The 25583-nt window shown below is 56.2% G+C and carries 17 protein-coding genes; 7 read left to right on the top strand and 10 right to left on the bottom strand.

Features of this window, described 5'->3' with window-relative positions; all coding sequences use genetic code 11:
* Window positions 1–130: 130 nt before the first annotated feature.
* A complete protein-coding gene (locus tag FHS27_RS23045) occupies window positions 131–2122 on the top strand; it encodes a LamG-like jellyroll fold domain-containing protein (protein ID WP_184307420.1) in 1992 nt (663 codons plus the stop codon).
* A 152-nt stretch (window positions 2123–2274) separates the two neighbouring features.
* Here FHS27_RS23045 and FHS27_RS23050 read toward each other — a convergent pair whose 3' ends face one another.
* Entirely contained in the window at window positions 2275–3798 is a 1524-nt protein-coding gene (locus FHS27_RS23050; protein WP_184307422.1) for a hypothetical protein, read from the bottom strand.
* Window positions 3799–4155: 357 nt separating this feature from the next.
* On the bottom strand, window positions 4156–5007 hold the full coding sequence (locus tag FHS27_RS23055; protein ID WP_184307424.1) for an HAD-IIA family hydrolase: 852 nt from the start codon (window positions 5005–5007) through the stop codon (window positions 4156–4158).
* Between the two features lie 1044 nt (window positions 5008–6051).
* Here FHS27_RS23055 and FHS27_RS23060 point away from each other — a divergent pair.
* The 4 genes from FHS27_RS23060 (at window position 6052) to FHS27_RS23075 (ending at window position 12847) form a co-directional block, all read left to right on the top strand.
* Complete coding sequence (locus tag FHS27_RS23060; RefSeq protein WP_184307426.1) at window positions 6052–6513, top strand: CYTH domain-containing protein; 462 nt, start codon at window positions 6052–6054, stop codon at window positions 6511–6513.
* Between the two features lie 724 nt (window positions 6514–7237).
* Window positions 7238–7927: a helix-turn-helix domain-containing protein gene (locus tag FHS27_RS23065; protein WP_184307428.1), complete on the top strand. Its 690-nt coding sequence runs from the start codon at window positions 7238–7240 to the stop codon at window positions 7925–7927.
* 27 nt (window positions 7928–7954) lie between these two features.
* The gene (locus tag FHS27_RS23070) at window positions 7955–11125 is read left to right on the top strand and encodes an ATPase, T2SS/T4P/T4SS family (protein ID WP_184307430.1); all 3171 of its coding nucleotides are present in this window, start codon (window positions 7955–7957) and stop codon (window positions 11123–11125) included.
* 198 nt (window positions 11126–11323) lie between these two features.
* On the top strand, window positions 11324–12847 hold the full coding sequence (locus tag FHS27_RS23075) for a sodium:solute symporter family protein (RefSeq protein WP_184307432.1): 1524 nt from the start codon (window positions 11324–11326) through the stop codon (window positions 12845–12847).
* Here FHS27_RS23075 and FHS27_RS23080 read toward each other — a convergent pair.
* On the bottom strand, window positions 12844–13479 hold the full coding sequence (locus FHS27_RS23080; protein WP_184307434.1) for a DNA-3-methyladenine glycosylase I: 636 nt from the start codon (window positions 13477–13479) through the stop codon (window positions 12844–12846). The genes FHS27_RS23075 and FHS27_RS23080 overlap by 4 nt on opposite strands.
* 306 nt (window positions 13480–13785) lie before the next feature.
* Here FHS27_RS23080 and FHS27_RS23085 point away from each other — a divergent pair, with 306 nt between their 5' ends.
* The gene (locus FHS27_RS23085; RefSeq protein WP_184307436.1) at window positions 13786–14466 is read left to right on the top strand and encodes a GNAT family N-acetyltransferase; all 681 of its coding nucleotides are present in this window, start codon (window positions 13786–13788) and stop codon (window positions 14464–14466) included.
* A 14-nt stretch (window positions 14467–14480) separates the two neighbouring features.
* Here FHS27_RS23085 and FHS27_RS23090 read toward each other — a convergent pair whose 3' ends face one another.
* The 7 genes from FHS27_RS23090 to FHS27_RS23120 form a co-directional block, all read right to left on the bottom strand.
* A complete protein-coding gene (locus FHS27_RS23090) occupies window positions 14481–14645 on the bottom strand; it encodes a hypothetical protein (protein WP_184307438.1) in 165 nt (54 codons plus the stop codon).
* Between the two features lie 280 nt (window positions 14646–14925).
* Window positions 14926–16398 carry a decarboxylating NADP(+)-dependent phosphogluconate dehydrogenase gene (gene gnd, locus FHS27_RS23095; RefSeq protein WP_184307440.1) on the bottom strand — a complete coding sequence of 491 codons (1473 nt, stop codon included), beginning with the start codon at window positions 16396–16398 and terminating at the stop codon, window positions 14926–14928.
* 428 nt (window positions 16399–16826) lie between these two features.
* Window positions 16827–17891 (bottom strand): helix-turn-helix transcriptional regulator, encoded by a 1065-nt coding sequence (locus tag FHS27_RS23100; protein ID WP_184307442.1) that lies wholly within the window; start codon window positions 17889–17891, stop codon window positions 16827–16829.
* A 104-nt stretch (window positions 17892–17995) separates the two neighbouring features.
* Window positions 17996–20017: a DUF4340 domain-containing protein gene (locus tag FHS27_RS23105; protein ID WP_184307444.1), complete on the bottom strand. Its 2022-nt coding sequence runs from the start codon at window positions 20015–20017 to the stop codon at window positions 17996–17998.
* A 138-nt stretch (window positions 20018–20155) separates the two neighbouring features.
* On the bottom strand, window positions 20156–23059 hold the full coding sequence (locus FHS27_RS23110; protein WP_184307446.1) for a Gldg family protein: 2904 nt from the start codon (window positions 23057–23059) through the stop codon (window positions 20156–20158).
* Between the two features lie 115 nt (window positions 23060–23174).
* Window positions 23175–23894, bottom strand: coding sequence for an ABC transporter ATP-binding protein (locus FHS27_RS23115; RefSeq protein WP_144059233.1), 720 nt, complete (start codon window positions 23892–23894; stop codon window positions 23175–23177).
* A gap of 270 nt (window positions 23895–24164) precedes the next feature.
* Window positions 24165–24341, bottom strand: a complete 177-nt coding sequence (locus FHS27_RS23120; RefSeq protein WP_009102108.1) for a DUF6800 family protein — start codon at window positions 24339–24341, stop codon at window positions 24165–24167.
* A 174-nt stretch (window positions 24342–24515) separates the two neighbouring features.
* Between FHS27_RS23120 and FHS27_RS23125 the strand changes: the two genes are divergently transcribed.
* The gene (locus FHS27_RS23125) at window positions 24516–25364 is read left to right on the top strand and encodes a 3-keto-disaccharide hydrolase (RefSeq protein WP_246420654.1); all 849 of its coding nucleotides are present in this window, start codon (window positions 24516–24518) and stop codon (window positions 25362–25364) included.
* Window positions 25365–25583 lie beyond the last annotated feature (219 nt).

The following is a 25583-nucleotide window of genomic DNA, read 5'->3' on the forward strand; positions in this document are numbered from 1 at the left end:
CTGAGGGCTGCTTTTCTTAACAGCATTCTCGTTTACGAACGATAGGTTCTTGCCCCTGTTCCCGATGCGTCAATGACGCGACGCGACGGGATTGTGACTCGCCCGTTTATCTCCAACAAATTTGGACTCCATGAACCGCCCCTCCCTATTGCAGCGACTCGCTGCCTCCCTCCTCATCGTTGCCTCTGCGCATTGTCAAGCGAGTGCCCACGAAGGCGCACACGACCACTCTCATGATCCGTCGGACAAGCCGTTTACCACTCGCAGTGCTTCTCGTGTCTTGCCATTGGCTACTGATGAAGATGCGTTTCACTTCGTTATCTATGGGGACCGCACCAGCGGCGTGCCCGCCGGATTGAAAGTTCTCGAGCAAGCGGTTGTGGATACGAACCTGTTGGATCCGGATCTCGTGATGACAGTCGGCGATCTCGTCCAGGGGTACAACGAGGCACCGAAGTGGATGCAGGAGATGCGGGAGTACCGTGACATCATGGAAAAGTTGAAAATGAAATGGTTCCCGGTCGCCGGAAATCATGACGTTTATTGGCGTGGCAAGGGTGAAGCCCCGCAAGGCCAGCACGAGTCCAATTACGAAGAACACTTTGGACCGTTGTGGTACTCCTTCGAACACAAAAACGCCGGTTTCGTCGTGCTCTACAGCGACGAGGGAGATCCGGTTACGAACGAAAAGAGTTTCAGCGAAGGTCGTTTGCAAATGATGAGCGACGAGCAGCTTAGCTTCCTAAAACAATCGCTCGAGATGCATAAAGATCTCGATCACGTGTTTGTTTTCCTGCACCACCCACGCTGGATCGGCGGCGGTTACGAAGGTGGCAATTGGGACGTCGTTCATGAAATGCTTCGTGAAGCCGGAAACGTCAGTGCAGTTTTCGCGGGACACATTCACCACATGCGATTCGACGGGCCCAAAGATGGGATCGCCTATTACGCTTTGGCCACAACGGGTGGGCATCTGTCGGCGGACATTCCTGGCGCCGGATACCTGCATCACTTGAACGTTGTGACCGTTCGCCCGGAATCGGTGACCGTTGCGGCGCTACCGGTAGGAGCCGTGATCGACCCAACAGATTTCACGCCCGAGTTCTTGGCTGAGGTCGACGCCGCTCGCTCAATCCGCCCGAAAGAACTCAGCAACAGCGTTCAATTGGGTGTCGATGGAAATGGGTCGGGGGTCGTCGTTTACGAACTCGCAAACACTTCACCCCGCAGCATTGACCTCACGGTGTCGTTCGATCCGGCAACACGAGATTGGTTGACATCGCTCGACCATGATCACTTCACAATCGCCGCAGGTGAAACGAAGCAGCTCAAGATCGCGTTCCAACGCAACGCGGAAACCAATTCAGTACTCACGATACCGCGGTTGATCTTTACAAAAGATTACCTCGGAGAGTCCGCACGAATCAGTCTGCCGCCTACGTCGACTCCTGTGAACGTCAATCTGGCTGCACTGCCAGCGAACTTTTTCAACGGTGCAGAGAATCGTTGCCTCAAGGTTAGCGACGGACACTCGGCGGTCCGAATCGAGTCATCTGAACTTCCACTGCCTGCAGGGCCTTTCACATTGGAAGCGTGGGTGAACCCGAAACAGGTTGCCGGTGATCAAGCGATCGTTGCCAAAATGCATGACAGCGAATTTTCATTTTTTATGAAGGAAGGCGTGCCGCAATTCAGCGTGCATCTCAACGGACGATATGTGTCGGCGAGAGCCACCGATGTGCTCTCATCGGGGCGGTGGACACATTTGGCAGGCGTTTACGATGGCAGTGAAGTGCGACTATACGTCGACGGCGAAATGGTGAGTTCGAAGCCTGGCAGCGGCAAACGGAAATTGAATCGCTTGCCGCTTTACATTGGTGCCGATCCCGGCAAAGGCGGCGAGGCGACACGCCCTTTTGACGGCAAGATCGACGAAGTGAAAATTTCAGAAGGCGAGGTCTATCAAGCGAACTTCACGCCTCCACGCAAGTTTTCTCCAACCGACGAAACAATCATGTTGCTGCATTTCGACCGGCAGCTTGGCCCATTCCTCTTGGACCACAGTTCGTCGGCAATCCATGGCACCCTCGGCGTGAACGCTGAACTCGTTCCGAGCTTCTAGACCTCGGACATTGCCTGTCCGCTCGGCCCGCGGCGCACGATCGCAGCGGGCCGAGAGTCTGGCATTTGCGATTTCTGCTTGGTGCCGTCACCATCTCAACTCGGTGCATCGTGCCAGCAAGACGCAATTGCGACTCACGGACTTGAAACGTCCTAAAAGCGATAACGCAGCGTGCCTTCGATCAGTACAGCTTCACCGGGCTCCGTCAGGGAATCGACGAACGTGTATCCGGGTTCATTCGTTCGGTTGTGGTATTCGGTGCGTCGGTGAGATACCTCAACGCCTGTCGTAAGATTGGCGTTGAATTGATAGAACAGGTTGGTGTAGATCGCTTGGTTCTTCGTTCGCCCGATGAGGCTGTCGTTGTCGTTGGGATCGTCGATCGAACAACCAACGTGTGTTGTCACTTTCTTACCACATCGATATTCAATTTCGCCCCAGCCGCCGATCGACCGGATGGGAACACGAAGGCACGGGCAAACGCCCTGTCCGGCGCCGCCGAGCAGGTTGCTTAAGTTGGATCCCATGAAAAATTCACCTTGGCAACTGAGTCGTTCAGTCAGTGGCATGACCGCATCGATGTTCGCGGACCAGGTTCGAATGCGGACATCGTCTTCGGCAGCGAGGGTGGGGTTGGCGGGATGACCAGCGGAAAAGTCAAAGCCGGTATCGCCGATATGCCCCGACGTGCCAATCGCCATCGTTTTCCCGCCCCCTTGGATGCTCGAGCACTCGAGCGCCGCACGAGCCTGAATCATGGGCCAATTACCGGTTTCGCGAGTGACACCCGTTGCACTGGCACCGGTCGCGAAGTCTTGAATCACATTTTGAGCAAGTGCAGCTTGCAAGGTCAGCGATGTGGTTTCGCCGAGCGAGCAATATCGCTCGAATCGCAACTGGTTACGCCGAAATCCAATGTTCCCTGCCGTCCACAATACGGGAAAACTGACCGTGTTGGGCAGCAACGGAGAGACGACATCCCATGTCTGGCCAACGAGAAAACGAGCGTTCTCGTTCTTCGCTTCCCAGTACACGTGACGCAGCCGAACGTCGGGTTGGTTATCAGTGGTGAAGTTACCTAAAAAGTCGACTTCGAATTTTGCTGCGCTTTCAAAGCCACCGAGCAGATCGATCGGTGGACCGATCACGTCGACTCCAATGCGACTGCGACGAGCGTCCAACTCGAACGCTGATTCGCCTTGCGATTCTTCCGAGTCAATCCACAAGGTAAACCGCCCCGGCACGGTTCGACTCGAAGCATAGGTCATGTCCGACCAGATCGTGCCATAGGGATTGAACTCGAAACCCGCGACGGAGAATTGTGTCCGTTTCGGCATTTGCGGAGGCAGCCAACCTGCTAACTGAATCTCATCAGGCTCGGTAGTGCCGTTGGATTCGGACAGCCAGGACGCCACCGACACGGCATCAAACGAATCCGTGCCGAGTGATGTCAGATCGAGTGAATTCGAGTCAGGCGATGCGTCCTCACTCACGGTGGAGGATTCACCGTGTTCGGGAAGCAACGATAGCGACTCCGATAAGCCGTCGTCTCCGAACAGTTGATCAAACGAATCGGCAGAGGACGTTCCGGAGACTCCGATGCTCGCGATGAGACAGCTCGCTGCGACGCATACCGCGAGAAAGTAACATTGTCGTCCGTTAGTAGAGCCGTTCATGTTCTTCGATCGACCAATCTAGTAGTTTGTCACCGACTTTTTCGAGTGACACGCAACTCGTCAGCAGCTTCCGGAAGTCTCGCTAACAGCAGAACGCTTTTTGTCGCGCCCCGCCGGTGCGAAGCGGTTTGGAAATGATGTCGTTTGTACAGTTCTTCGGTATTGTCACTCCGTTTAATCGGTGTTCACAGAAAAGGCGGTACGGATACCGTAATCGTCAAAGTCAACCTTGGGTCAATGCAAAAGGCACACGCGGCGAATGCGAGAACCGATCTCGCGATACGAGCGTGTGCCTGAAACGAAGCCGCCTAATCAGCGGCGCTGCCTTTTATTGGCGAAACGAAGCCGAGGCCGTCGTTACGCGAGCTGACTTTCACGCCACGCCGCAAGGCTGGTGACGGTGTCATCCTCTTGATTGCCTTGAGGGAGAGCGTGTGCCAGGAAGCTGAGTGGATCTTCCATGTCGGCGATCGAATCAATCACGACATCGGGGCCAAAGGCATATTTGTCTAAGTCTTCGGCTTTGGTCGTCCCGGTCAGAGTGAGTACTGTACGGTATCCCATCTGAACCCCACCGAGGATATCGGTGTCCATCGTGTCACCAACCATCACGGTCTGTGATGTCGCCAACCCGAGTTCTTTGCGTGCGGCCCGCATCATGATGGGACTCGGCTTTCCAACGCCGAACGCCTTGATGCCAGTGACGGCCTCGAGGTACGCCACCGTGGCACCACATCCGGGACGCGTCCCGTTAATCGTCGGGCAATTTGGATCCAAATTGGTGGCAATCAATTTGGCGCCATCCATGATCATATTCACTGCACGTTCGAGGGTGTCGAGCGTGATCGTTCGTCCTTCGCCGACAACGACGAAGTCAGGCGTATGGTCAACGATCGAGTAACCGTGGCGGTGCAACGCATGGAGCAGTCCGCCTTCGCCGATCACGTAAGCGGTTCCCGAAGGTTTGCGTGAGGCCAGATATTGCGCCGTTGCGATCGCGCAAGTGAATATGTGTTTTTCGCCAACCTTAATGCCCATGCGTTCGAGCTTGGTAGCTACATCGCGGCGGGTGCGTTGGCTATTGTTAGTCAAAAACATAAACGGGATTCGTTCACGTTTGAGCGCTTGAATGAAGCGATCTGCGCCGGGGATCAATTGGCTTCCCCGGTAGATCACCCCGTCCATGTCGATCAACAGTCCTGTCTGCATCGGTATCCCTTTTTATCTTTCTTCAAATCGAAGGTTGTGGCACTCATGAATTCTCCCGCTAACTCGATTGGTACTGCGGCGGAAGGTCAGTCTTGTGCGTTGACAATCATTACGTGATCGTCGTCTGATTCGAAGTATTGCGGTGTAAAAATGGTCGTCAACCAAGATTCCAAGACGCGGCACGAACGCCGACACTGCGCGATGAGTAGGGTAGAAAACGAACCGAACTAACGAAGGTTTTTTCATCTTTTCTATATTTCAGTTTATTTTCGCGTTTAGATGAGGCTTCTCACCTCTCGCCATCGTGGTGTGTTTGATCGATTCTTTTCAAAAAGGGACACGAATGCTTGCAAGGAGGCTGGTGATTGCGTTGGCGGGAGACACATAGGCGGTGTGTACGCCGTAAAGCGAACTCTCGGGAACCCGTTGATGCGTATTAGTGGATACCGCAAGCAATGAAGAACAAATGCGCACAGGTTTTGGACGCTATGCCTCCAAGGAGGTTCGACAACGACCAGTCGATTAGGAGAGGGGAGGCATCCATTCCTTAGACAACTCAAATCGGAGGACGGTGCGAAGCAAGGCATCCCTCGGCATGGTTAAACGCGGGCACAGTGGGATATCGTGATGCTGGGGTGACGGGTGGCAGGTGAATACGCATGTGAGCGGGGAGCGAGATTTGAGAAATCAATCGAGGTGGATCGACGGTGTCACCGAAGCATAGCAAACGTCGAATATTCCCCCTGTAGATATGAAGATTGCGTGATCAGACGACCGTATTTCGGCCCGCCCCATGGACGAGGTATGCTAGTGAAGTAACCTGCTAAGTCGACACTCATTTGATGTCGGCAAACCGATCATTCAATGGGACCGCCTAACGCCGCGATCCCCACCCGCGGGAGTTCGATTACTCGGTTTTGCGAGACTCGCAGGCTTCGTTCGTGTGCGGGAAAGCAATGGTTTACGGAGTGTTGATTTCCATCCGTGATATGGTCGGCACAGGCAACCTATCAACACCATCCTTCAGACAGGAATGAATGCTCCATGGGCATCGAAATCGAACGGAAATTTTTGGTCATCGATCAGGGCTATCGCAGCGACGACAGCACGTTGTTGCGGCAAGGATACCTGAGCACCGTTAAGGAGCGGACTGTTCGCGTTCGTGTCGCGGGCGAGAAGGCGTTCTTAACGATCAAAGGAATCACCGAGGGATCCAAGCGAAGCGAATACGAGTATGAGATTCCCGTCACTGATGCGGTAGAGATGCTCGACGAACTTTGCGAACCGCCGCTAATCGAGAAACGGCGGTACCGCACGGTGCACGAAGGGATGGTGTGGGAAATCGATGAATTCTTTGGAGACAACGAGGGCCTAACACTCGCCGAAATCGAATTGAACGAAGAGGGGCAAGCGTTTGAACGACCTGCTTGGTTGGGAGAAGAGGTCACCGAAGATCGTCGCTATTACAACGCGAATCTGGTTTCGCATCCGTTTTCAAAATGGTGAAATGAATGCAACATTGTGGTGAAGAGTTGTTCGTTATTGATCGCGTTCCCCAGCGACCCGACGTGGCAACTGCTCGTCTCTGATCCCAGCGCCGTTGGACAGGTCTGTCACCCGAAGAATAGGCGGCGATGTCCGACGGTGCTGATCACATGCCCGTCACGATGACCGCTCAGAGTGGCTGGTTGCTCGGCGTGGTAAACAAACATGGTTTTCAAATGATCTCGAGAACGCCATGCCGCGACTTTGATGCGAATCGGCGAGATCATCGACGGCGATGAATTGCAGACGATTCCGTGCTGGTATTGCTGGCCTGCCTTACTCTTAGCAATGTCAGTGGCCTGCCCCCTGTGATTGCTTTCATACATACGTCCGGCAACGTCTCTGCAGTGGATTTGCCTGTGGGGTAGCGGTTGCTGACGAACCGTCTGCAAATTGCTCCGGCGATGTCGTCCGGTCCCGCGTTAACTATCCCTACGGACACGAGCTCCCTACGGACACGATCGCACTGCCGACGCACTCAGTCTCGCCCACCACCACGAGGGACACACCCATGGGTGCACGCGGTGAACTAACGTCGAACTGATTGACCGTGAATTGGCACCACGCCAAGTCTTTGGAAATCGGTAGGTCGTCGCCAAAGAGGAGATTCCCAGAGCGAAGACGATAGCAGTCTCCGTGCAAGAAAAAGCTCGACACTGTCATATAACAGTGTTACCATCACGGTATGGATCTTACATTCCCCATTGCCGATTTGCGAACTCTGGTCGCTCTAGCGCTCAAGCAGGCGGACTATGTTCCCACCGCTTCGGCTCGGGTTCGGGCAGTGCCAGACACTCGAACGATTCGCTATTACACAACACTGGGACTAGTGGATCGACCAAAGCAGATGCGAGGACGCACGGCATACTACGGCCCAAAACACGTGATGCAATTGGTTGCGATCAAGCGATTGCAAGCCGAAAACCTAACACTGTCAGATATCCAAGAGCGACTCGTCGCGTTGCCGCCGAAGCGTCTTAAGACGCTGGCCAAGTTGCCGACTGACTTTTGGGAAAACGCGAAAGATTACCTCGATGCACCGCCGTTAAAAGCGAACCATGAAGCGATTTCGGTCTCGTCTGTAGACGCGCAGCCAGATCGATCGGGCGAGGAGTTTTGGAGCCGCACTGCGGCGACACCGACGCGGCCGCGGTCACCACATCGCGACCAGTCGGTTACGGGGGTCGCTCAGTCACTGTGTATCCGGCTGCGCCCACAAGTCCAAATGTCCATCGATACGACCGCTCCCGCTGAAGTCGTCGATGCTGCCCGACTTCAAAGATTGCAGTCGGCCGCAGAGTCCTTGATCAGCGAACTGGTTCGCCAAGGATTGATCGATCCCCCGTCACCACCTCGGCACGATGCGGGGTCTTGACGTCTTTTCTTTTTGGAGCCTTTTGCAATGACCTCTTTCACGTTGCCGCGAATTGAACAAGTCGATTCCGATGAAGACGATCACGGTGTTGGGACGCTAAAGACTGACGTGGGCAATTTACCGCTGAAGCAACTTGCCTATCGAAGTCGCGTCGTTGGGCTGGCGGTGCAAACAACTATCAAGCAAACGTTTTACAATCCATTCGATGAATGTATCGAAGCGACCTATGTGTTCCCGATTGAGGGAGAGCAGGCCGTTGTCGGGTGCGAAATATGGGTCGCCGACCGATTGGTTTGTGCCGAGTTGAAGGAACGTGCTCAGGCGCGATCAGAGTATCAACATGCTATCAAGCAAGGTTATCGTGCAGCATTACTCGAACAGAATCGCGGTGAAACGTTTTCTTTGAAGGTTGGCAACATTCCTCCAGGGGAAGCCATCCAGGTGCGGATCGAGACGATCGGAAACCTAGCGGTGGCGCATGGCGAATGGACTCTTCGCATGCCGCTCGTCGTCGCGCCTCGATACACGTCAGGATTTGCGCTGCCGGGCACTTCGGTTGGCTGTGGAACATCCGCTGATACCGATCAAGTTCCCGATGCATCAATGGTAACGCCTGCAACTTGGTTACCAGGATTCCCCAGCCCCGTTGACTTGTCGATCGAAGTAGAAATTGAGCCAGGGGCACAGATGCGGGATTTGGACGGTCGATCGGATTGGCCCTCACGACTCCGCAGCAGCCTGCATGCGGTTTCCGTCGAAACGCTCGGTGATGACGAGGAATCCGATCGCTCATGCCGAATTCGAATTCGACCGGGAGAAAAGGTCGACCGCGACTTCATTTTGCGTGGGACGTTCGACGCGTCGAAGCTCATCGGAACACTGATGGTGGATTGCGAAAGTGGTGTGTTTGCTCTGCAAGTGATTCCTCCTGTCGAGAAGTCAACACTTCCCAAGGACGTCGTTTTTTTGTTGGACCGCAGTGGCAGTATGTCGGGGTGGAAGATGAACGCGGCTAGGCGGGGAATCAGTCGCCTTGTCGATACCCTTGGAGCGAAGGATCGATTTCAAGTCATTGCGTTTGACCACCGAATCGAATCGTGTTCGCGTCAACCGCATGTCGATCAATGGGAAACTGCGACAGATGCCAATCGCTATCACGCGATACGCTGGCTCGCCGGTATCGAATCACGCGGTGGAACTGAGTTAGGCATGGCCATTGATCAGGGACTGCAGCCTTTTCTTTCCGGCGGAGATGAACTGCGGTCTTCGGCTATTGTTCTCGTCACCGATGGTCAGGTTACCGGTGAAGATTCCTTATTGAGGGTGTTGAACCAACTTCCGCCTCAGCATCGTCCACGCATGTTTTGCCTGGGGATAGATCGCGCCGTAAATGCAGGTGTGCTGCAACGACTCGCAAAGTTCACCAATGGGATCTGCGAGGTCGCCGAGTCGGAGTCACGATTAGACGAAATCATGCAACGATTTGGAGACGAAATCGGATCACCTTCCATCATCGACTTGCATATCGAAGCGGGAACTGATGCCGGAGCGATTGATCGCCTCGCCCCGTCCAAGCATGCGATGCTGTACCCTGGACGCCCCGTGTCGATATACGGGCGAGCGTCAGATTCGTCTGCTCTTCAAATTACGGTGAAAGGGAGACTGGCCAGCGGCAAGCCTTGGTGTCAAACGATTGCAGCCGAAACGGTTGCCTTCCCGGATGGGTCTGTCAACCTGCTGCACTCGATGTGGGGCCGGGCAATGCTGCGTGAAATGGAGGACGCGTACGCCGCCGAGTCAGCCCCGAACCGATCGATGCAAAACGACATTATCCAATGTTCGATAGAAACCCGTGTCTTGTCACGCTTCACAGCGTTTGTCGCGGTTGATCGTTCCGAGCGAGTTAACCGTCACGGAAATCCGCACGCGATCGAGCAACCGGCGGAGTATCCGGAAGGATGGCAGGCATTGACGCCTTCGCCGATCCATCAAGACCAATTACTCGCGATACCGCGACCGGAACCGTCACAACCGATGAAACCGCATCCCGCAATCCGATCATCCAAAGCATCGGATGGTGTCGTTCTGCCTACGCGGTTTGATGAATTGATCGTTCAGAAAGGGATCGTCAGTTTGGACCAGTTTTCGGAAGCGGAGGCACTCGCCAAATCGACGTCAATGAATACCGGTGACGCGTTGGTACGACTGGAATATGCATCAGCGGAGGAGATTGCCCAGACCACGGCCGAAGCATTTCAAATTCCGTATGTTGATTTGCGGACCACGCAGATCCCGATGACGGTGATCGAGTTAATTCCCGAATCAGTTGCTCGCGAAAATGGAGTTCTGCCAATCAGCGAATCGGGTAGTACGTTAACTATCCTAGTGAGCAATCCGTCTGACTTGGAAACGATTGAGAAACTCCGATTCATACTTAACCGTAATATTCAAACAATGCTAGCGACTCCGAATGCGATTCTGCATGCTATCAATCACTACTACGGTCAGGTCGAAGGCGAGTCCGCCGACAGCATGCTTCAAGAATTCACTGACACGGCCATTGATTTCACTGAAACAGACGACGATACCGAACTTGATTGGCCGTCGGAGCCGTCGGTCGGTTTTACTCCGTCGGAAAATGAAATTGAGTTCGCAGACGAAGACATTTGCATGATAAAATCGTTGCCGGTTTCAGTGTATATGCCGCCGAGTCCGCGAAGACCCAGCAAGGCGAAGAGGACTTTGACGCCAGGTGACGCTCCGGTGATACGGTTGGTAAATCTGATCATGATGGAAGCGGTTCAGCTAGGAGCGACGCATGTTGTTTTGGTGCCAAACGCTGATGCAATTTTTGTGAAGTATGTCCTCGACGGTGTCATGGTAGATCGTGAGCAGGTGCCGTCTCGCATGCTGACCGCGATCGTGACTCGGCTGAAGGTGCTGGCGGGCGTTGATGTCGCCAGTCCTGATTCTTTCGAGACAGGCACCATGCAACTCACGATTGGCGATACCCCGGCGACTTGCCAGGTGCACTTTGGTCTCGTGGAGGACGGGCCGACCATCTTGATCGAAGTCAGCGTGTTTGGGTTGGGTAAGCTGCCGCCGGCCGATGGCGACGGGGCGGCCGAGCAACCGGATTGCGTTCGGGAGTGGTGGGCGGCATGGCATGACGCACGGTCGATACAGACTGTCAGGTGAAGGACGGTTTGGGCGAGTCTTGATTTGCGGAGGCGGGGGCGAAATGAGGGCTGGTTGGTCGCGGAGTGGCCGCTAAGGCGGGTGGAAAAAAAGCGACATTTTTCGAATTTTGATAGTCGCTAGAAATCCGCGTTTCGCTAAATTGCTGCCGCAAAAAAGTGTTGCTGCTTTCATCACCTACCGCGTCGGAATTGCCTGATGCCCGTGTCCGAATCGACTCATCTGCCCGATGGGATGTATGGCGTGTTTGCGGCCGCGTTGGTCGTCTACTGTGCGGGGCTTTATCTGATCGGCTGGATCGCCCGGCGGAAAATCCGCAATGTTGAAGACTTCGTTTTGGCAGGCCGGCGACTGCCGACGTCGTTGGCGGCGATTACGATCATCGCAACTTGGTTCGGCGCCGAATCGTTGATGACGACGGCTGATGAAGTGGGCAACGAAGGGCTGCGAAAAGCCATGCTTGACCCTTTGGGGATCGCACTCTGTTTGTTGCTGGCCGGTTTGTTTATCGCCGGGCCGATGTGGCGGATGGGGATTCTGACGGTGTCGGATTTTTTTCGTCAGCGTTATGGAAAGGCAGCCGAAACGATTGCGTCGTTGATCATTGTGCCGAGCTATTTTGGATGGGTGGCGGCGCAGTTTGTGGCGCTCGCTCAGATTCTCGAAGTGTTCTTTGGGTTACCGAAAGACATCGGCATCTTCGTCGTGGCGACGATCGGAACGGGCTACACGCTGCTGGGCGGGATGTGGACGATCACCTGGACGGATGCGATCCAGATGGGGTTGATTTTGGTCGGATTGATTGTGCTCGGGTACGCGATCTTGATACATCTCGGCGACGGAAACATGCTCGCGGGCGTCACGACGATGAGAACGGACATCGCCGAGCATCGATGGCGGATTGCGGACCCTGAGAAGTTTTGGCGAGACACAATGGTTGCGGTCAGTGCGTTGGCGATCGGTGCGTTAGGCAATTTGCCGATGCAGGATTTGATGCAGCGAATCTTTTCGGCCAAGAGTGATTCGGTGGCCGTGAAAGCGTGCCTCGTTGCCGCGGCGGGCTATCTATTGATGGGCGTACTTCCCGTGGGAACCGGGATGGCGGCGCACTTGTTGTTGCCGCGTGAATCGGGAGAACTGGATGGCGTCGTGGTGCTCGTCGCGGCCAAATTGCTCAATCCGACGCTGTTGCTGGTCTTCTTTCTGGCGATCGTCTCAGCGGTGTTGTCGACGATCGTTAGCGCGGTCATGGCCCCCGCTGCAGTGATGGCACACAATTTGGTCGAGCCCGCGTTGACACGCTACCGAGGGCAATCACTCTCGCAGGTCAATCAGTTGCGACTGCAGCGAATCGCGATCGCGTCGGTCACAGCCGTGTCTGCGGCGCTCGCGTGGAGCGGGCAAGGCGCCTACGAGCTGGTCCAGGCGTCGTACTCGATGGCATTGGTCAGTTTGTTTGTCCCCTTCGTGTGCGGGATCCATTGGAAGAGCCTGCCTCCTCAGGCGGCGTGGCATGCCATGGGCTGGGGGATTGCGGTATGGACGCTGCACTTCGTGACGGGTTGGGAATTGTTCTTCGAACCGTGGTTCGAACCCTATGGCTGGGTCCTGCCGCACGAACTGGCGGGTGTGCTCGTCAGTTGCCTTGGGCTGCTTTTTGGGATCATGATCGCCGGGCTGACCCAGCCGCCCGAACCGATTGAAGAAGCGGCTTCGGTTTAGGGGCGAGGAAACGCGATGCGCAACATCTCGATTCGCTCGCGGTCGGCGCAGCCCGGAAGATGATCGTTAACGATTCCCATCGATTGCATGAATGCGTAGCAGGTTGTTGGACCGACAAATTTCCATCCTCGACGCTTGAGTTCACGGCTCAAGGCTTTCGATTCGTCCGTCACGGAGGGAATGTCGCCACGGCGTTTCGGAACGTGAGAGCGGGCGGGCTCAAAACGCCAGAAGAACGTCGCCAGAGACCCTTCAGTGTCACGCATTTCGATCGCCCGTGACGCGTTGTGGATCGATGCTTCGATTTTGCCTCGGTGACGAATGATCGATTTGTCACAAACCAATCGATCGACGTCAGCGGTGGTGTAACCTGCGACGGCTTCGAAATCAAAATCCAAGAACGCGGTTCGGAAAGCAGGGCGTCGCCGGAGAATGGTGAGCCAAGAGAGGCCGCACTGAAATCCCTCGAGACAGACTTTTTCGAATAGGCGACGATCATCGGCCACCGGTTCACCCCATTCGGTGTCGTGATAGTGTTGGTAGTCCTGATCGTCGCCGCACCACCAACACCTGGCACGGCCGTCAGTGCCGATTTGAACATCGACGCTCTTGCGATTGTGTTTAAATTCCACGGTTCAGAGACAGTTTCGTGCGGACGATTCGAAATGGAGTGAATAGCATCGTTCGAATGATGACGCACCTGTTCACTGGAACTGGATCCGCCAAGAATCAGCCCCCCGAAGCCTGGCGATATCAGTTACGTCAATCTGGAAAAACGCCCAATCGAAACAGTGTACCGACTTTGCCTGGAAACACCTCGCGAGAAGCACTTCGGCAAAATTAGACAGTGTCCGTTTTGTGGCCTATTCTTTAGCGAATTGTAGCTTTGTCGTGTCGTCGACACGGAGATTTTCCCCTGCCGTCAACGGCCATTGAAGATGTCGCTCCTTCAAAAACTCAAAAGCCATGGCGTTCTTCACTCGCTTGAGATCGGGTTCAACCGCGTTGTCCCGGCATGGTGTTTTCGCTTTTCGGTCGGCACGGTCTATGCCCTAAACGTTGAACATCTGAACCGGCGTTGGGACGAATCTGAGTGTGATCGATACGCGATCAAACGCGTTGACGATTCCGCCGAACGAGATGAACTGCGCAAGATCACGTGGAATTCGGTCCCGGTCGATACAACCGTTGGTCATTACGGATACGCGATCACGCGAGCCGACGAACCGGGAAAAACGATCGGCGGAGTTTGGGGAGGCGTCCGCCAGTTCAACGAAGCCGATCTCGGGTTTCAAATCGAGTTAGAAAAGGAGCAAGCGTTAATTTATTGCGCCTACGTGGCGAAGGAGGCTCGCGGCGAAGGGATCTACAAGCGGTTGCTGCCGTACGCGGCGCATGACCTCAATTCAGAAGGCTATCCGAACCTGGTCGTGATGGTGCAACCATGGAACAAGGCGTCGACTTACATTCATCGTAAACACGCAACAAGAACCATCGGCAGCGTTGCTGTCGTGCGAGTATTCGGGCTCGCGATGGTGTTCTGCACCGGTGGGATCTCTAAGAGCAAGACCTGCACGACGGGACTGCTCTCTGCCCCAGTGATGATTCACATCCGGTAGATTTAAGCAGAGGCTTACTGAAACATTTGCTGGCTGAATTGCCCCTGGTCGGACCGAGCCTTGCTGCTCTTCGAATGAACGCAGACAACGGTGGAGGCAACGAGCAACGCGAGAGCCAGGAACAGGGCGACTCCCGATATCCACAGATCGACCTGAGACGGATTGAGAGGAGCCTTCATTTCGGTGGGACTTCGGTGTTGGTTTCTTGGGAAAACGCGATCGCTCTGCCATTGGCCTGCTGTCGACGGGCCTGCCGTTTATGCGTCGAAATACATCATCCCAATTAAAACCAAACACGTGGCTACGCCAACCTGAGCCAAATTGACGCAGCCCTTTCGCAGCAAGCGATTTACGTGGTTTTGTCACTCCAGTGCGACGATCGACCGCACGAACCCCGCTCACCTAGGAAAGCAAATGGGAACGAAGCGACCGATCTGGCTTGCAGTGGCAACCCGTTGCCTAGGGTTGCTTGCGTAAATCGAGCCATTCGCTGTGGAACGTTCCTTCGCGGTCGACGCGTTGGTACGTGTGGGCACCGAAGTAATCGCGTTGGGCTTGGAGCAGGTTGGCCGGCAATCGTTCGAGGCGATAACCGTCGTAGTAATTCAGTGCGGCACTGAATGCTGGCACTGGGATGCCGAGCAGCGACGCGGCGGAGACAACCGCACGCCATCCGCTTTGTGCGTTCTCGACGGCTTCTTCGAAGTACGGGTACAGCAGCAGGTTTTCGAGATCTGGCTGCTCGCCGAACGCTTCTTTGATGCGATCGAGGAATTGAGCCCGGATGATACAACCGCCGCGCCACAGCAACGCTGATTGGCCGTAGTCGAGTCCCCAGTTATGCTCGGCCGATGCGGCTTGCAGTTGCACGAAACCTTGTGCGTAGCTGACGATCTTCGACGCGTAGAGTGCATCGTGAACGGCTTTGATGAACGCTTGTTTGTCACCGACGAGTTTCTTCGCGAGCTCCGACATCTCAGTGTTATGCGAAGCCGAAGGGCCGTTGAGTTTCTTGCTGGCGCGGGTCCGAGCGTCTTTTTGCGCCGACAGCCCACGAGCGAACACGGCGGTGGTCACAAGGGTGCTCGGAACGCCGAGGTCGAGCGCGAGTTGGCTCATCCATTTGCCTGTACCCTTGGCGCCGGCGACATCGAGAATTTTATCGACAAGGTAACCATCACCACCTTGGTCATCCTTAGCACTGAAAATGTCTCGAGTGATCTCGATCAGGTAGCTTTGCAGGACGCCTTCGTTCCAATTTGCGAACACGTCGTAAAGCTCATCGTTGGTCAAATCGCCGAGTTCATGCAGCAATTGGTAGGCTTCGCAGATCAACTGCATGTCGCCGTACTCGATGCCGTTGTGAACCATTTTGACGTAGTGTCCAGCACCGCGAGGGCCGACCCACTCGCAACAAGGAATATCGTCGTTCGGGCCAACCTTGGCGGCGATCGACTGGAACATGTCCTTGATGTGTGGCCAAGCTGCTTCGGTGCCGCCGGGCATCAAACTTGGGCCCTTCAACGCGCCCTCTTCACCACCGGAAACGCCAGCGCCGACGTACAGCAGCCCCGCGTCTTCGACCCGTTTGGTTCGCTCTTCGGTATCGACGTAATAGGTGTTACCACCGTCGATGATGATGTCGCCTTTGTCACAAAGGGGAATCAAGGTATCGATGATCGCGTCGACGGCGGGGCCGGCTTTGACGAGCATCATCAATTTGCGTGGGCGAGCGACGGCGGCGACGAAGTCTTCGAGGCTATGCGTGCCGACAAAATTCTTGCCCTTGGCCCGGCCCTCGAGTAGTTCGTCGACCTTGCTAGTCGTCCGGTTGTAAACGGCGACTTTGTAGCCACGGCTCTCAACGTTGAGAGCTAAATTCTCTCCCATCACGGCCAAACCAATCAGCCCAAAATCACAGTCACCGCTCATTGTCTTTGTCCACCCAGTAGGTTGTCTAAACGTGTACTTTCCGAATAAGAAACGGGATTCTAAATGGTTGAGGAGGACACGAGAAGGTGAGTGGCATTCAACATCCTTTTCTAGTGGTCGATCGCCACTCGGGATTGCAGAAGCGGATGCGGAGGTAGGCGGCGGCCAATCTCGTCAAAGGCACTTGGTCTAACGATCCGTTGGATGCGGCGGTGAGGAATTACCGCCAATCACGTCGCTCTCACCGCGAGCGAGACAAGGGCGTGTTCTCGCGTGTAAGCGGCCTTCACGGCGCCGGATGCCAGCGTATTGGTTACCGCGAGCGAATGAGAGGCTTATTTAAAAACATGTCGCGAGCGTTCGCAGCAGGACTGAATCCAGGCGACTTCCACGACTTCTGAAGATCGCACGACGTCTTCCAAAACTCCCTATGGAGTGCCGTACCGATCCGCGAGAGTTCCAACGACGTTCGCGACGGCGTCTCGATATTCAGCCGGCGAGAGGACCTCGGCGTCCGCACCGAGGGCGAGCACCTTCGGCAACAGCTCTCGTGGATGCGAGGCGGGAACGGTCAGGATGAAATCAGTGCCCGAGATGTCGTCGTCGGCGTCGACCTCATCAGGGGTGTTCTTGTCCGGTTCGACTGGCTCGAGAACTTGGTCGGGGTGCCATGGGTCCTCTTTGACATACGACGCCGAACGCGGGCCGAGTCGGATTTGAACCTGGGTGGATGTTTCGCCGGAGAAGATCCCGATGCTCTTGCTAAGGAATTTCGCAAGATCGACTTTGGGATCGGGTTTGAAATACTCGTCCGTGACACGGGCCAATTTGAAGCGATCGAGTTTCCAGTTTCGCAGACGCTCCGACGCGTCGGTGACTTCCGGGGCTGCGGCCACGACATAAATGCTGCTTTGATGAACAGCCAACGCGTACGGTTCGATTTGGCGTCGACTCGAAGGCCGACCGACCGATTTATATTCGATCTCGACGACCCGGTGCTCGAGAATGCAGCGAGTGATCGTCTTCAGCATTCCCGCGTGGGCAGCGTACGTCTTTGATGGAGTGCCGGAAACGTAGAGCACCTTTCGGTACCGTTGGTAGTGTTCGTAGACGCCTTCGGGAATCGCCTCTTGGACTTTGTTCCAGAACGTCTCGATGCCCTGCCAGTACTGCGTCCCCATCAGTGGCGTCAACAATTCCCGGCCGATCGCCAACGCGATCAATTCGGTGGCAGAGAACGCGATCTCATGGACCGCGGTGTGGTTACGACCGAGGCGGTAGACCTTGCCACGTTCGACCATCTCGTTTTGGATGTCGTAGCCTGCGGCCTGCAAGGCCTCGATGTCACGCCGGACGGTACGGCCGTGCAACGTGGAGAGGCCGAGGTCTGCAACAAGGTCGTATTTCAACTCATCGATGGTCCGCCCGAAGCGGGAGTCCTCGAGCAGTTGCAGCAACTTGTGCTGACGAATGAGCTGTTCGTTTCGTGCCACGTTGAGTCCGTCCGGTGGTGAGGGCCATACGATTCGACGGCAAGCTCCCTCGCCTGCCCGGGCTCGGCGGCGGGCCGGAATCCGGCCCGCCGACTCGGTTCGACTCAGCGAGGAGCGTTCAGACCTGGGATCTGCATCGGTCCAACCGATCCTGGGCCTGCGGGCTGTCCGGCGCCAGGAGTTGCACTGGCATCTTCCGCGGCAGTCAACAGTTCAGACCGATCGATCCGGAGTTCTCGATAGGTCGTTTCAGGAATCACGTAATACCAATCAGCGAAACGAGCGTTGAGGTCACCGACGCGGCGTTTCGCGGCGTTCAGGCGATCTTTTCTCGCGTCGAGCATGCGAGTGTTCTCCTTGAGAATCTTTTCTTGCTCCGCTTCGAGACGTTCCTGTTTTTCCTCGTCACTGAGGTCGGCGAACGCGATTTCGTCGGAATCTTCATCCGACGTCGCGACTGCGTCGTCCTCATCGCCTTGACCTGCTCCAGTCGCTTCGCCGCTGCCTTCGACCTCGACCTCACCGACTTCGCTGCTAGGCGTTTCTGGTGATTCGCTCGCAGGTGTTTCCGGTGCTTCTTCGGCCGGTGGGTTCTCGGTCGCGGGTTCTTCGGACGGAGTGGTTTCCTCTACCGCTTCGGTTTCTTCTGCGGGGCTTTCTTCCGCGGGAGTCTCTTCGGCGGAGGATTCTTCCTTCATTTCCGACTCGGTCGATTCCGGCTCGTCGCTGGATTCTTCTGCCGCGTCGGCTTCCTCAGTGTCGTCTTTTGAGGTGTCCGCTTCCTCGGCCTCGGCGGGCTCTTCCGATTTCATTTCGGTGGCGGGTTCTTCGCTGGCTTCTTCCGCAGTTTCGGGCGTCTTGTTCGCTTCAACACCCAGCATTGCGGCGAGTTCTTCGATCGTTTGCGGAACCGGTTTCAGCTCGGGTGCAGGGAATTGTTCTTCGTCAACGCGGGCGGTCACCAACAGATACCGGTTGACGCCGGTGCCCGTATCGGAATCTTCCTCGCTGTCCTCGGAACTGTCTTCTTCGCTGAGTCCCGAAACGTTGCCGAATCGCAGCACGTACTCGACACCGTCATTCAACGTCACGTCGAGTTCACCGTTGGCCGAAAGGACTTCGACGGGAGCGTCGGGCCGGGCTTGGACGGGGAGGAATCCGCGATCGACGAGCGATTGGACCGCTTCGTTGTCCGACACCAGATCTTTGTCGGCGCGGAGGTTAGCACTCATGCCGTCAGGTTTGCGGACGACGTCGACGATTTTGAGGTCATCGAGCGCGTTCTTGATGTCGTTGAGCTTCTCTTTGTTGACGACTTGGCTCGGATCCACCTTGGCTTCGACGGGATCGGCGAGCGGGTTGTCCGACGGGTATTCGAGCAATTTCTCCAGACGCCAATCGCTACCGTCGGCGGCGACCACGGCGGTGTAGTTGCGATCAATCGAAAAACCACGCGATGACATCGAGGCCGCGTAGTCTTCGATCCGCATCGATTGAATGTCGATGCTGCTGAGTTGCAGCAAATCGTCTTCGATCCAATCTTGGAATTTGGTCGACAAGGCGGCTTCGTCGAGCTCAACGACGTAGACCGGGTCTTGTCCTGGCTTGCGGACGTAACGTCGTCCTTCTTCGTCTTTGACGGGGTTACCAATAATCAGCGACGCGAGGTCTTTTTGCGATTCATCGCGGAATGTCACGAGCCGACCGACGCCCACGTCACCAACCTCAAGGGCTTCAAGCTTGGGTTCGACAACACCGAGCGCTTCGTGGTCTTCGGCGTTACGAGTTTGCACGTCGAGAATTTGAAGGCCGACCAACGCGTTAGCGGCGTCCTTCATTTGTTCGACCGCATCGGCCGGATAACCTTTACGCGAAGGAATCGTCCACACGCCGGTTTCGCGATCGCGTCGGACCTCGAACGTGTCGACTTGGCCTTGAGCCTCGTCGAAGGAAACCATCTTCAAACTCGCTGCGGCGAGCGGATCTTTGAAGTTCTCGAATAGCTCCTTGCCCGCGGCGACGGAGAATTCTTCACGCTCCGAAGCGGGCCATGAAACGAATAGACCGACGGCTAGCATGACCGCGCCGATCACACAGAACAGTCCGGTTTTTTGTCCTTCGTTCACTTTTGATCGTCTTTGTTGAGGGAGTTCAGATGAGTGGAGGTCGCAAGGGTCGCGATCGGCCCACGCTCCCTGCGAGCGTGACGGCCGTTTCAGGCGATCGTCGCGTTCGACGTGAACGCGGCGACGCCGTGGCAATTTCTACTTCAGTCGGCTCTTGCTGATGTTTTCACGTTCACGCAGTCGTCGTGACGCGAACACCATGATTCCGACAATCAACGGTGGGAAACACGGCAACGCAACGGCCAAGGTTTTGACTTGGTTTTGAATTGCCGTAACGTCCTGGTCAGCTTCGCGGCGGACGTCGCGGATCTTCTGATCGCGTTCACGTTCCATCCGCTCTCGGCGAACGGCGAGCATCCGCTGTTGGTTTTCCTGCTTGATCTGGAACGCGGTGAGCTTCTCCTGCAGAACGCTCTGTGGGACTTCGCCGTCTTCGCGTTCCTCTTGCAGTTTCTCGACTTCCTCACGCAACGATTGCAGTTCGGTGTCGATCTTTTCCTGAGCAACGCGGAGTGTTTCGTCGAAGTCGGTTTGGAATTCGCGGCTTCGTTTACGCACTTGGCTGTTGGCCTGCTCTTTCCGCGCGTCGATCATCTTCAAGCTGGCGAAGTTCAGCTCGTGGTTCCGGACGTCGATGAAACTGGTGTCGCCGGTCAACCAATCAATCGCGTTGAGTGCAAAGGTCACGTTTTGCAATTGCAGTCGCAATTCCATTTGCTTCGGATCGGCTCGGATGATCAAGAACTCTGGCAAGATCACGTCCGTGTCGGCGACGTAGACGACCTTGATGCCCTTGTTGGCGTTCTCGGTGTCTTCCGATTCGCCTTCGTCGGAGCCATCGCCGCCTGATTGCGCGCCGTCATCCGACGCACCGTCTTCGATCGCCATCGCGATCGGCATGCGAGGGTTGATGCCTTGGATTTCCTGAGCCAACGTGGCCGATCCGCTGAGGATTTGGCGAACCGAATTGGCATCCAGCGTTCCTGACACAGGGCCGGTTTGCAGCAGTGACGTGTGTTTCAGTTTGCCGCCTTCTTTGGCTTCCACGCCCCCAGCGAAGATCGCCAGGACTTGGTTGAGTCCGGCCGTGATCGGATTGTCATCGCTGAGCGATTCGCCCGGTTCAGAGGCAAGGGCCTCGTCGATGAACAGCCACAATTCGTTAGCCGCTTCGAGTGCCGGGTATGGGTTGTGTTGTTGCCATGCGAGGTCGGGGGCGTACATGCCTTGAGCCGCCGCCGAGCCGGGAACGTTCAGTTCCAGAACACTCCACAGGGTGCGGATATCGCCTTTGGGTTGAGGGCCACCGCCGCCCATGCCCATGAATCCGCCGCCCGCCTGTTTCGGGTCACCGGTAGCGGTGATGTAGGAAGCACCGACGGGACGAGGGTCTTCGAAGATTGCCGTCGGCACGCCCGCTTGAATCGCGGTGACCAAGCGGTCGAACTGTTGCGGGTCCAGCGAGGAAGGCTGCACGGCGAGCAACGCGTCGAACATGTCAGGCGAAATCGGCGCGGTCAGATCGACCTCTTCGACTTCGTACTGTTTCGCGAGCTCATCGATCAGCGGGTGTTTGTCGATGCGTTGCATTTGCATTCCGGCCATCGAAACGCCACCCATCAGGTTCGCGTCGGACTTGACGATTCCCAATCGTTTCCGCACACCGCTGGCGACGGTGTTGATCGAGCGAACGAGTTCGTACTCGACCGGGATACCGTATTCGAAGATCGGCACGGTGACTTTTTCGAGGCCGGATCGGAACGCGGCACCGAGGATCAATTGTTTCTGTGTGTAGGCACCTTTCTCGCGGAAGGTGCGGGTGACCGGTTCAATGCCGAATCGCTCGGCCGCGAGTGCGGCGTCTTCACTGAACAGATCGATGCCGTCATACATGTTGACTTCGATCGTGCGGTTTCGCTTGGCCGCTTCGGCTCGGAACTCCTTGAGCAGGTTGATCAGTTCGTAGCGAGTTTGTGCGTAGAGCTCGGGGACCTCGTTGCTGATGAACGCGTCGATCACGATCGGTCGATCGTCATCGAGGTTGCGAATCAGGTTTTTCGTCGCGTCAGCCAGCGAGCTGACCTTGCCTTCGGTCATGTCGCGGCGACCGAGTTCGTGGCTGCGGAACAGCATCACGGCGCCAACGGTGAACACGACCATGGCAACGGCGCGAGCAACGTAGTGCCATGCCATTTGGTTGCCGTCCTTGCCACCGGTCCAGTGCCGACGTCCGATCAGGATCATGCAGACATACAGCGCCACCGAGGCGACCAGCATGAAGTAGATGATCGACGAGGAACTGATCACGCCGCGGCCGAAGTCATCAAACGGGCGAGCGATGCCGCTGCCTTGGATCCATTCGGCGAACTGCTTGCTCGGGCTGACCGCTTCGGCCAACGAGGCAAACGCGAGCGGTGCGTTGAAGAGGGCACCGAGGATAAAGCCGACCGTCAGGTTACCGGTTAAGAACGACGCGATCATGCCGATCGCGATCATGGCCAATCCGACGAACCAGTAACCCAGATAGGTCGTGAAGATCAGGCCGATGTCCAAAGAGCCTTCGGTCAAAATCGCGAGCGTCGTGAACGTGCTGAGTTGGCTAAAGAGCAGCGAAGCGGTGAAAATCGACGCCGCCGCCATGTACTTACCGATCACGATGTCGAAGTCACTCGCGGGCAGCGTCAGCAACAATTCGTCGGTTCCTTGGCGTTTTTCTTCCGCCCAAATACTCATCGTGATAGCTGGGATGAACACCAGCATGATCATCGGGAACCAATAGTTAAGCTGGTCGAGCGTGGCGAGATTGGCGTTGAAGAACTCGTAAGGCCAAAACGCAGCGACCGACGTCAGGAAGACGAAGATACACAGGAACACGTAGCCCGTCGGGTTGCTGAAATAGCCGATGAAGTTTCGTTTCATCACCGCAAAAGCGGCCCGCTTGGTTCCCGCCAACAGCAGGACGATGCCGAGCAACAACAACAGGAATACTGCGTCATAGAGCAGTACACTGAGAAGGGCCATCGAAACGTAGTTAAGAGCCATGGACTAAGAGCTGGGTGTGGGCAAAGGATGATGGACAGGGGGGAGGACGGGCGGGAGCCTGGGTGAGGAGCACGGGCAATCGCGATCAGCGGTGATCGCGCCGGCACCCCATGGCTCAGCCCTCTTTTTGACCGGTGAGTTCGTGGAACGCTTCGTTCAGGTCGCCGTGGCCGGTTGTGCGGAGGCCTTCGACATCACCGTCGTATACTTTGCGGCCTTCGTTAATCAGGATGACGCGGTCCGCCATCGCCTCGACTTCCTGCAGAATGTGCGTCGACAGTAGGATCGTTTTGGTTTCGCTGAGTTTACGCATCGTTCGGCGGACGCCGCGGATCTGGTTCGGGTCCAATCCGGCGGTCGGCTCGTCGAGAATCAACACGTCCGGTTCGTGCAGCAGAGCCTGACTCATGCCGACACGTTGCTTGAAACCTTTCGACAGTTTGCTGATCGGTTTGTAGATCACCGAACTGAGGTCACAGATGTCGATGACCTTGTCGATTTGGTCTTTCTTCTTCGAGCCCGCCAAACCGCGAGCGTCGGCGAAGAATTCGAGCATGCCCAGAGGGGTCATCTCGGGATACAGCGGTCCGTTTTCGGGCAAGTAACCGAGCCGATGGCTGCCCGCGATCCGGTCGTCCATCATATTGTGGCCGGCGATCTTCGCGTGGCCTTCGCTCGGCGCGATGTAACCGGTGAGCATCTTCATCGTCGTGCTCTTGCCGGCACCGTTGGGGCCGAGGAACGCGACCAGTTCGCCCTTCTTGACCGAAAACGAGACGTCTCGGGCGGCCGCGAATGGTCCGTAGAATTTGCTAAGCCCGACGGCTTCAATCATCGTCGTTTCGGCCGAACGCGAATCCGAAGACGATTTTTTGGAAAGCTCGATTGCGGCCGAATCGGTTTGGCTTGCAGGTTCTGCCATCGAGTCAAAATCCGAAATGCATGGGGAAATGGGAAATCAGCGGAGAAAATCCGCAAAGGTTTTTTGGCTCGTGCCTACGCCAGACACTCGCCGATGGTTCGCCGAAAAAAAAGAATTCCGGGCGAACACGTCCATCGCTCTCAACACCGGCGTAGCCGCCGGTGAAGGCTGATTCAGAACCGTTTAGGCGAGGCCTTCACGCTTGATAATGAAGTCCGCACCGGGAGTCATTCGGCGGAGCTTGCGTGCGGCTTCTGCTTTGTCGATCGTTCCGGCTTTGGCTCGGCTGAGCAATTTGGCGGTCTTTTTACGGCGGGCACGAAGGCGGGCGATTTCTCGGCGTCGTTCTGTTCCAGGCATAGTCTTCTGTCAGTGGGAGTGAATGATGGGGGACACCACAATGGTGCGATCTCGGTGAGGATTATCGCGCCATGGGCGAGTTGCGAAAGGGGGCGATGCGGTGCGGGAGTCAGCGATGTGCTATTTTGCGGGAAATTCCTGCCCCACTGCCCTCCGATCCCAACCGGCAACCCGATGAAAATTGATGTATTGCTGACGCCGTCTCTCGCGATTTTGTTCGCTGCCGAAATCATGTTTACGGCGGCATTCAACCTTCCCTGTGCCTACTCGCAGGTGCCGCAGGTTGATTCGGCCACCGATACCGCCGTCGGCGAGGTGCCCGGGGGCAGTGAGTCGCTGATTACCAACGACTTGGCGGCGGGGTGGACCGGTTCGCTCGCCGATTGGCGTGTCGAAGACGGAGTCCTGATTGGCACCGCGGACGGATCGCTCAAGCAGAACCGTTTCATCGTTTCGAAAACTCCACCTGTCCAAGATTTTGAACTCAATGTCGACGTCTGGGTGAGTGAATCCGGAAACAGCGGATTGCAATATCGCAGCGAAGTGCTCGACGAGATCGGCCCAGACGTCATGACGGGATACCAATGCGACGTCGTTGCCAAGGTGCCGAAGTACAACGGCATGCTCTACGAGGAACGCGGTCGACGGATCCTGTGCCACACCGGCGAGAGCGTCATTACGGACGCATCGGGCCAAGGGTGGGTGCTGCCCGATGCGACTTCACCGCCGCCCGTGTTCCCCGCCGAGCAATGGCATCGATACCGGGTGGTCGTTCGAGGCAACCATCATCAGCACTGGATCGACGATACGCTCACGGCGGACCATCTCGACCTCGATCCGAAGGGACGAAGGTTGTCAGGGAAAATCGGTGCCCAGGTCCATGTCGGCCCGGCGATGGAGGTCCGATATCGGAACTTCTTTCTGACAAGATTGAGCCCCACGACAACGCCGGACGACGAAGCGGAAGTCCCCGACAACGCGATCAAAATCGTTCCGCAGGGCGGGTGGAAGAAAAAGAAGTAGTGGCCCCCGGTCAGACGCGGCAGCCACCACGGATTCGACCCTAACGGTATTTCGCAATATTCCGGTCGCGAAGCAAATATCAACTGCCCGACCGAGGACTCTTCGGCGAACAACCGCGTGAGGTTCGCTTTTATACGTTAAGTACTTCTATCCCCGGTCTCGGTCGCGCAACTCTGTCACACACTCGTGCTGCACAGTTCGACTCCGGCAATGAGATCC

The sequence above is a fragment of the Aporhodopirellula rubra genome, assembly GCF_014192335.1.
Classification (GTDB): domain Bacteria; phylum Planctomycetota; class Planctomycetia; order Pirellulales; family Pirellulaceae; genus Rhodopirellula; species Rhodopirellula rubra.

Bases quoted from the DNA above. Each gene is read 5' to 3' on its own strand.
- FHS27_RS23090 (WP_184307438.1), bottom strand. From the start codon at position 14,645: ATGAAGGCTCCTCTCAATCCGTCTCAGGTCGATCTGTGGATATCGGGA.
- FHS27_RS23110 (WP_184307446.1), bottom strand. From the start codon at position 23,059: ATGGCTCTTAACTACGTTTCGATGGCCCTTCTCAGTGTACTGCTCTAT.
- FHS27_RS23120 (WP_009102108.1), bottom strand. From the start codon at position 24,341: ATGCCTGGAACAGAACGACGCCGAGAAATCGCCCGCCTTCGTGCCCGC.
- FHS27_RS23115 (WP_144059233.1), bottom strand. From the start codon at position 23,894: ATGATTGAAGCCGTCGGGCTTAGCAAATTCTACGGACCATTCGCGGCC.
- FHS27_RS23065 (WP_184307428.1), top strand. From the start codon at position 7,238: ATGGATCTTACATTCCCCATTGCCGATTTGCGAACTCTGGTCGCTCTA.
- FHS27_RS23050 (WP_184307422.1), bottom strand. From the start codon at position 3,798: ATGAACGGCTCTACTAACGGACGACAATGTTACTTTCTCGCGGTATGC.
- FHS27_RS23070 (WP_184307430.1), top strand. From the start codon at position 7,955: ATGACCTCTTTCACGTTGCCGCGAATTGAACAAGTCGATTCCGATGAA.
- FHS27_RS23075 (WP_184307432.1), top strand. From the start codon at position 11,324: ATGCCCGTGTCCGAATCGACTCATCTGCCCGATGGGATGTATGGCGTG.
- FHS27_RS23060 (WP_184307426.1), top strand. From the start codon at position 6,052: ATGGGCATCGAAATCGAACGGAAATTTTTGGTCATCGATCAGGGCTAT.
- FHS27_RS23085 (WP_184307436.1), top strand. From the start codon at position 13,786: ATGTCGCTCCTTCAAAAACTCAAAAGCCATGGCGTTCTTCACTCGCTT.
- FHS27_RS23055 (WP_184307424.1), bottom strand. From the start codon at position 5,007: ATGCAGACAGGACTGTTGATCGACATGGACGGGGTGATCTACCGGGGA.
- FHS27_RS23125 (WP_246420654.1), top strand. From the start codon at position 24,516: ATGAAAATTGATGTATTGCTGACGCCGTCTCTCGCGATTTTGTTCGCT.
- FHS27_RS23045 (WP_184307420.1), top strand. From the start codon at position 131: ATGAACCGCCCCTCCCTATTGCAGCGACTCGCTGCCTCCCTCCTCATC.
- gnd (WP_184307440.1), bottom strand. From the start codon at position 16,398: ATGAGCGGTGACTGTGATTTTGGGCTGATTGGTTTGGCCGTGATGGGA.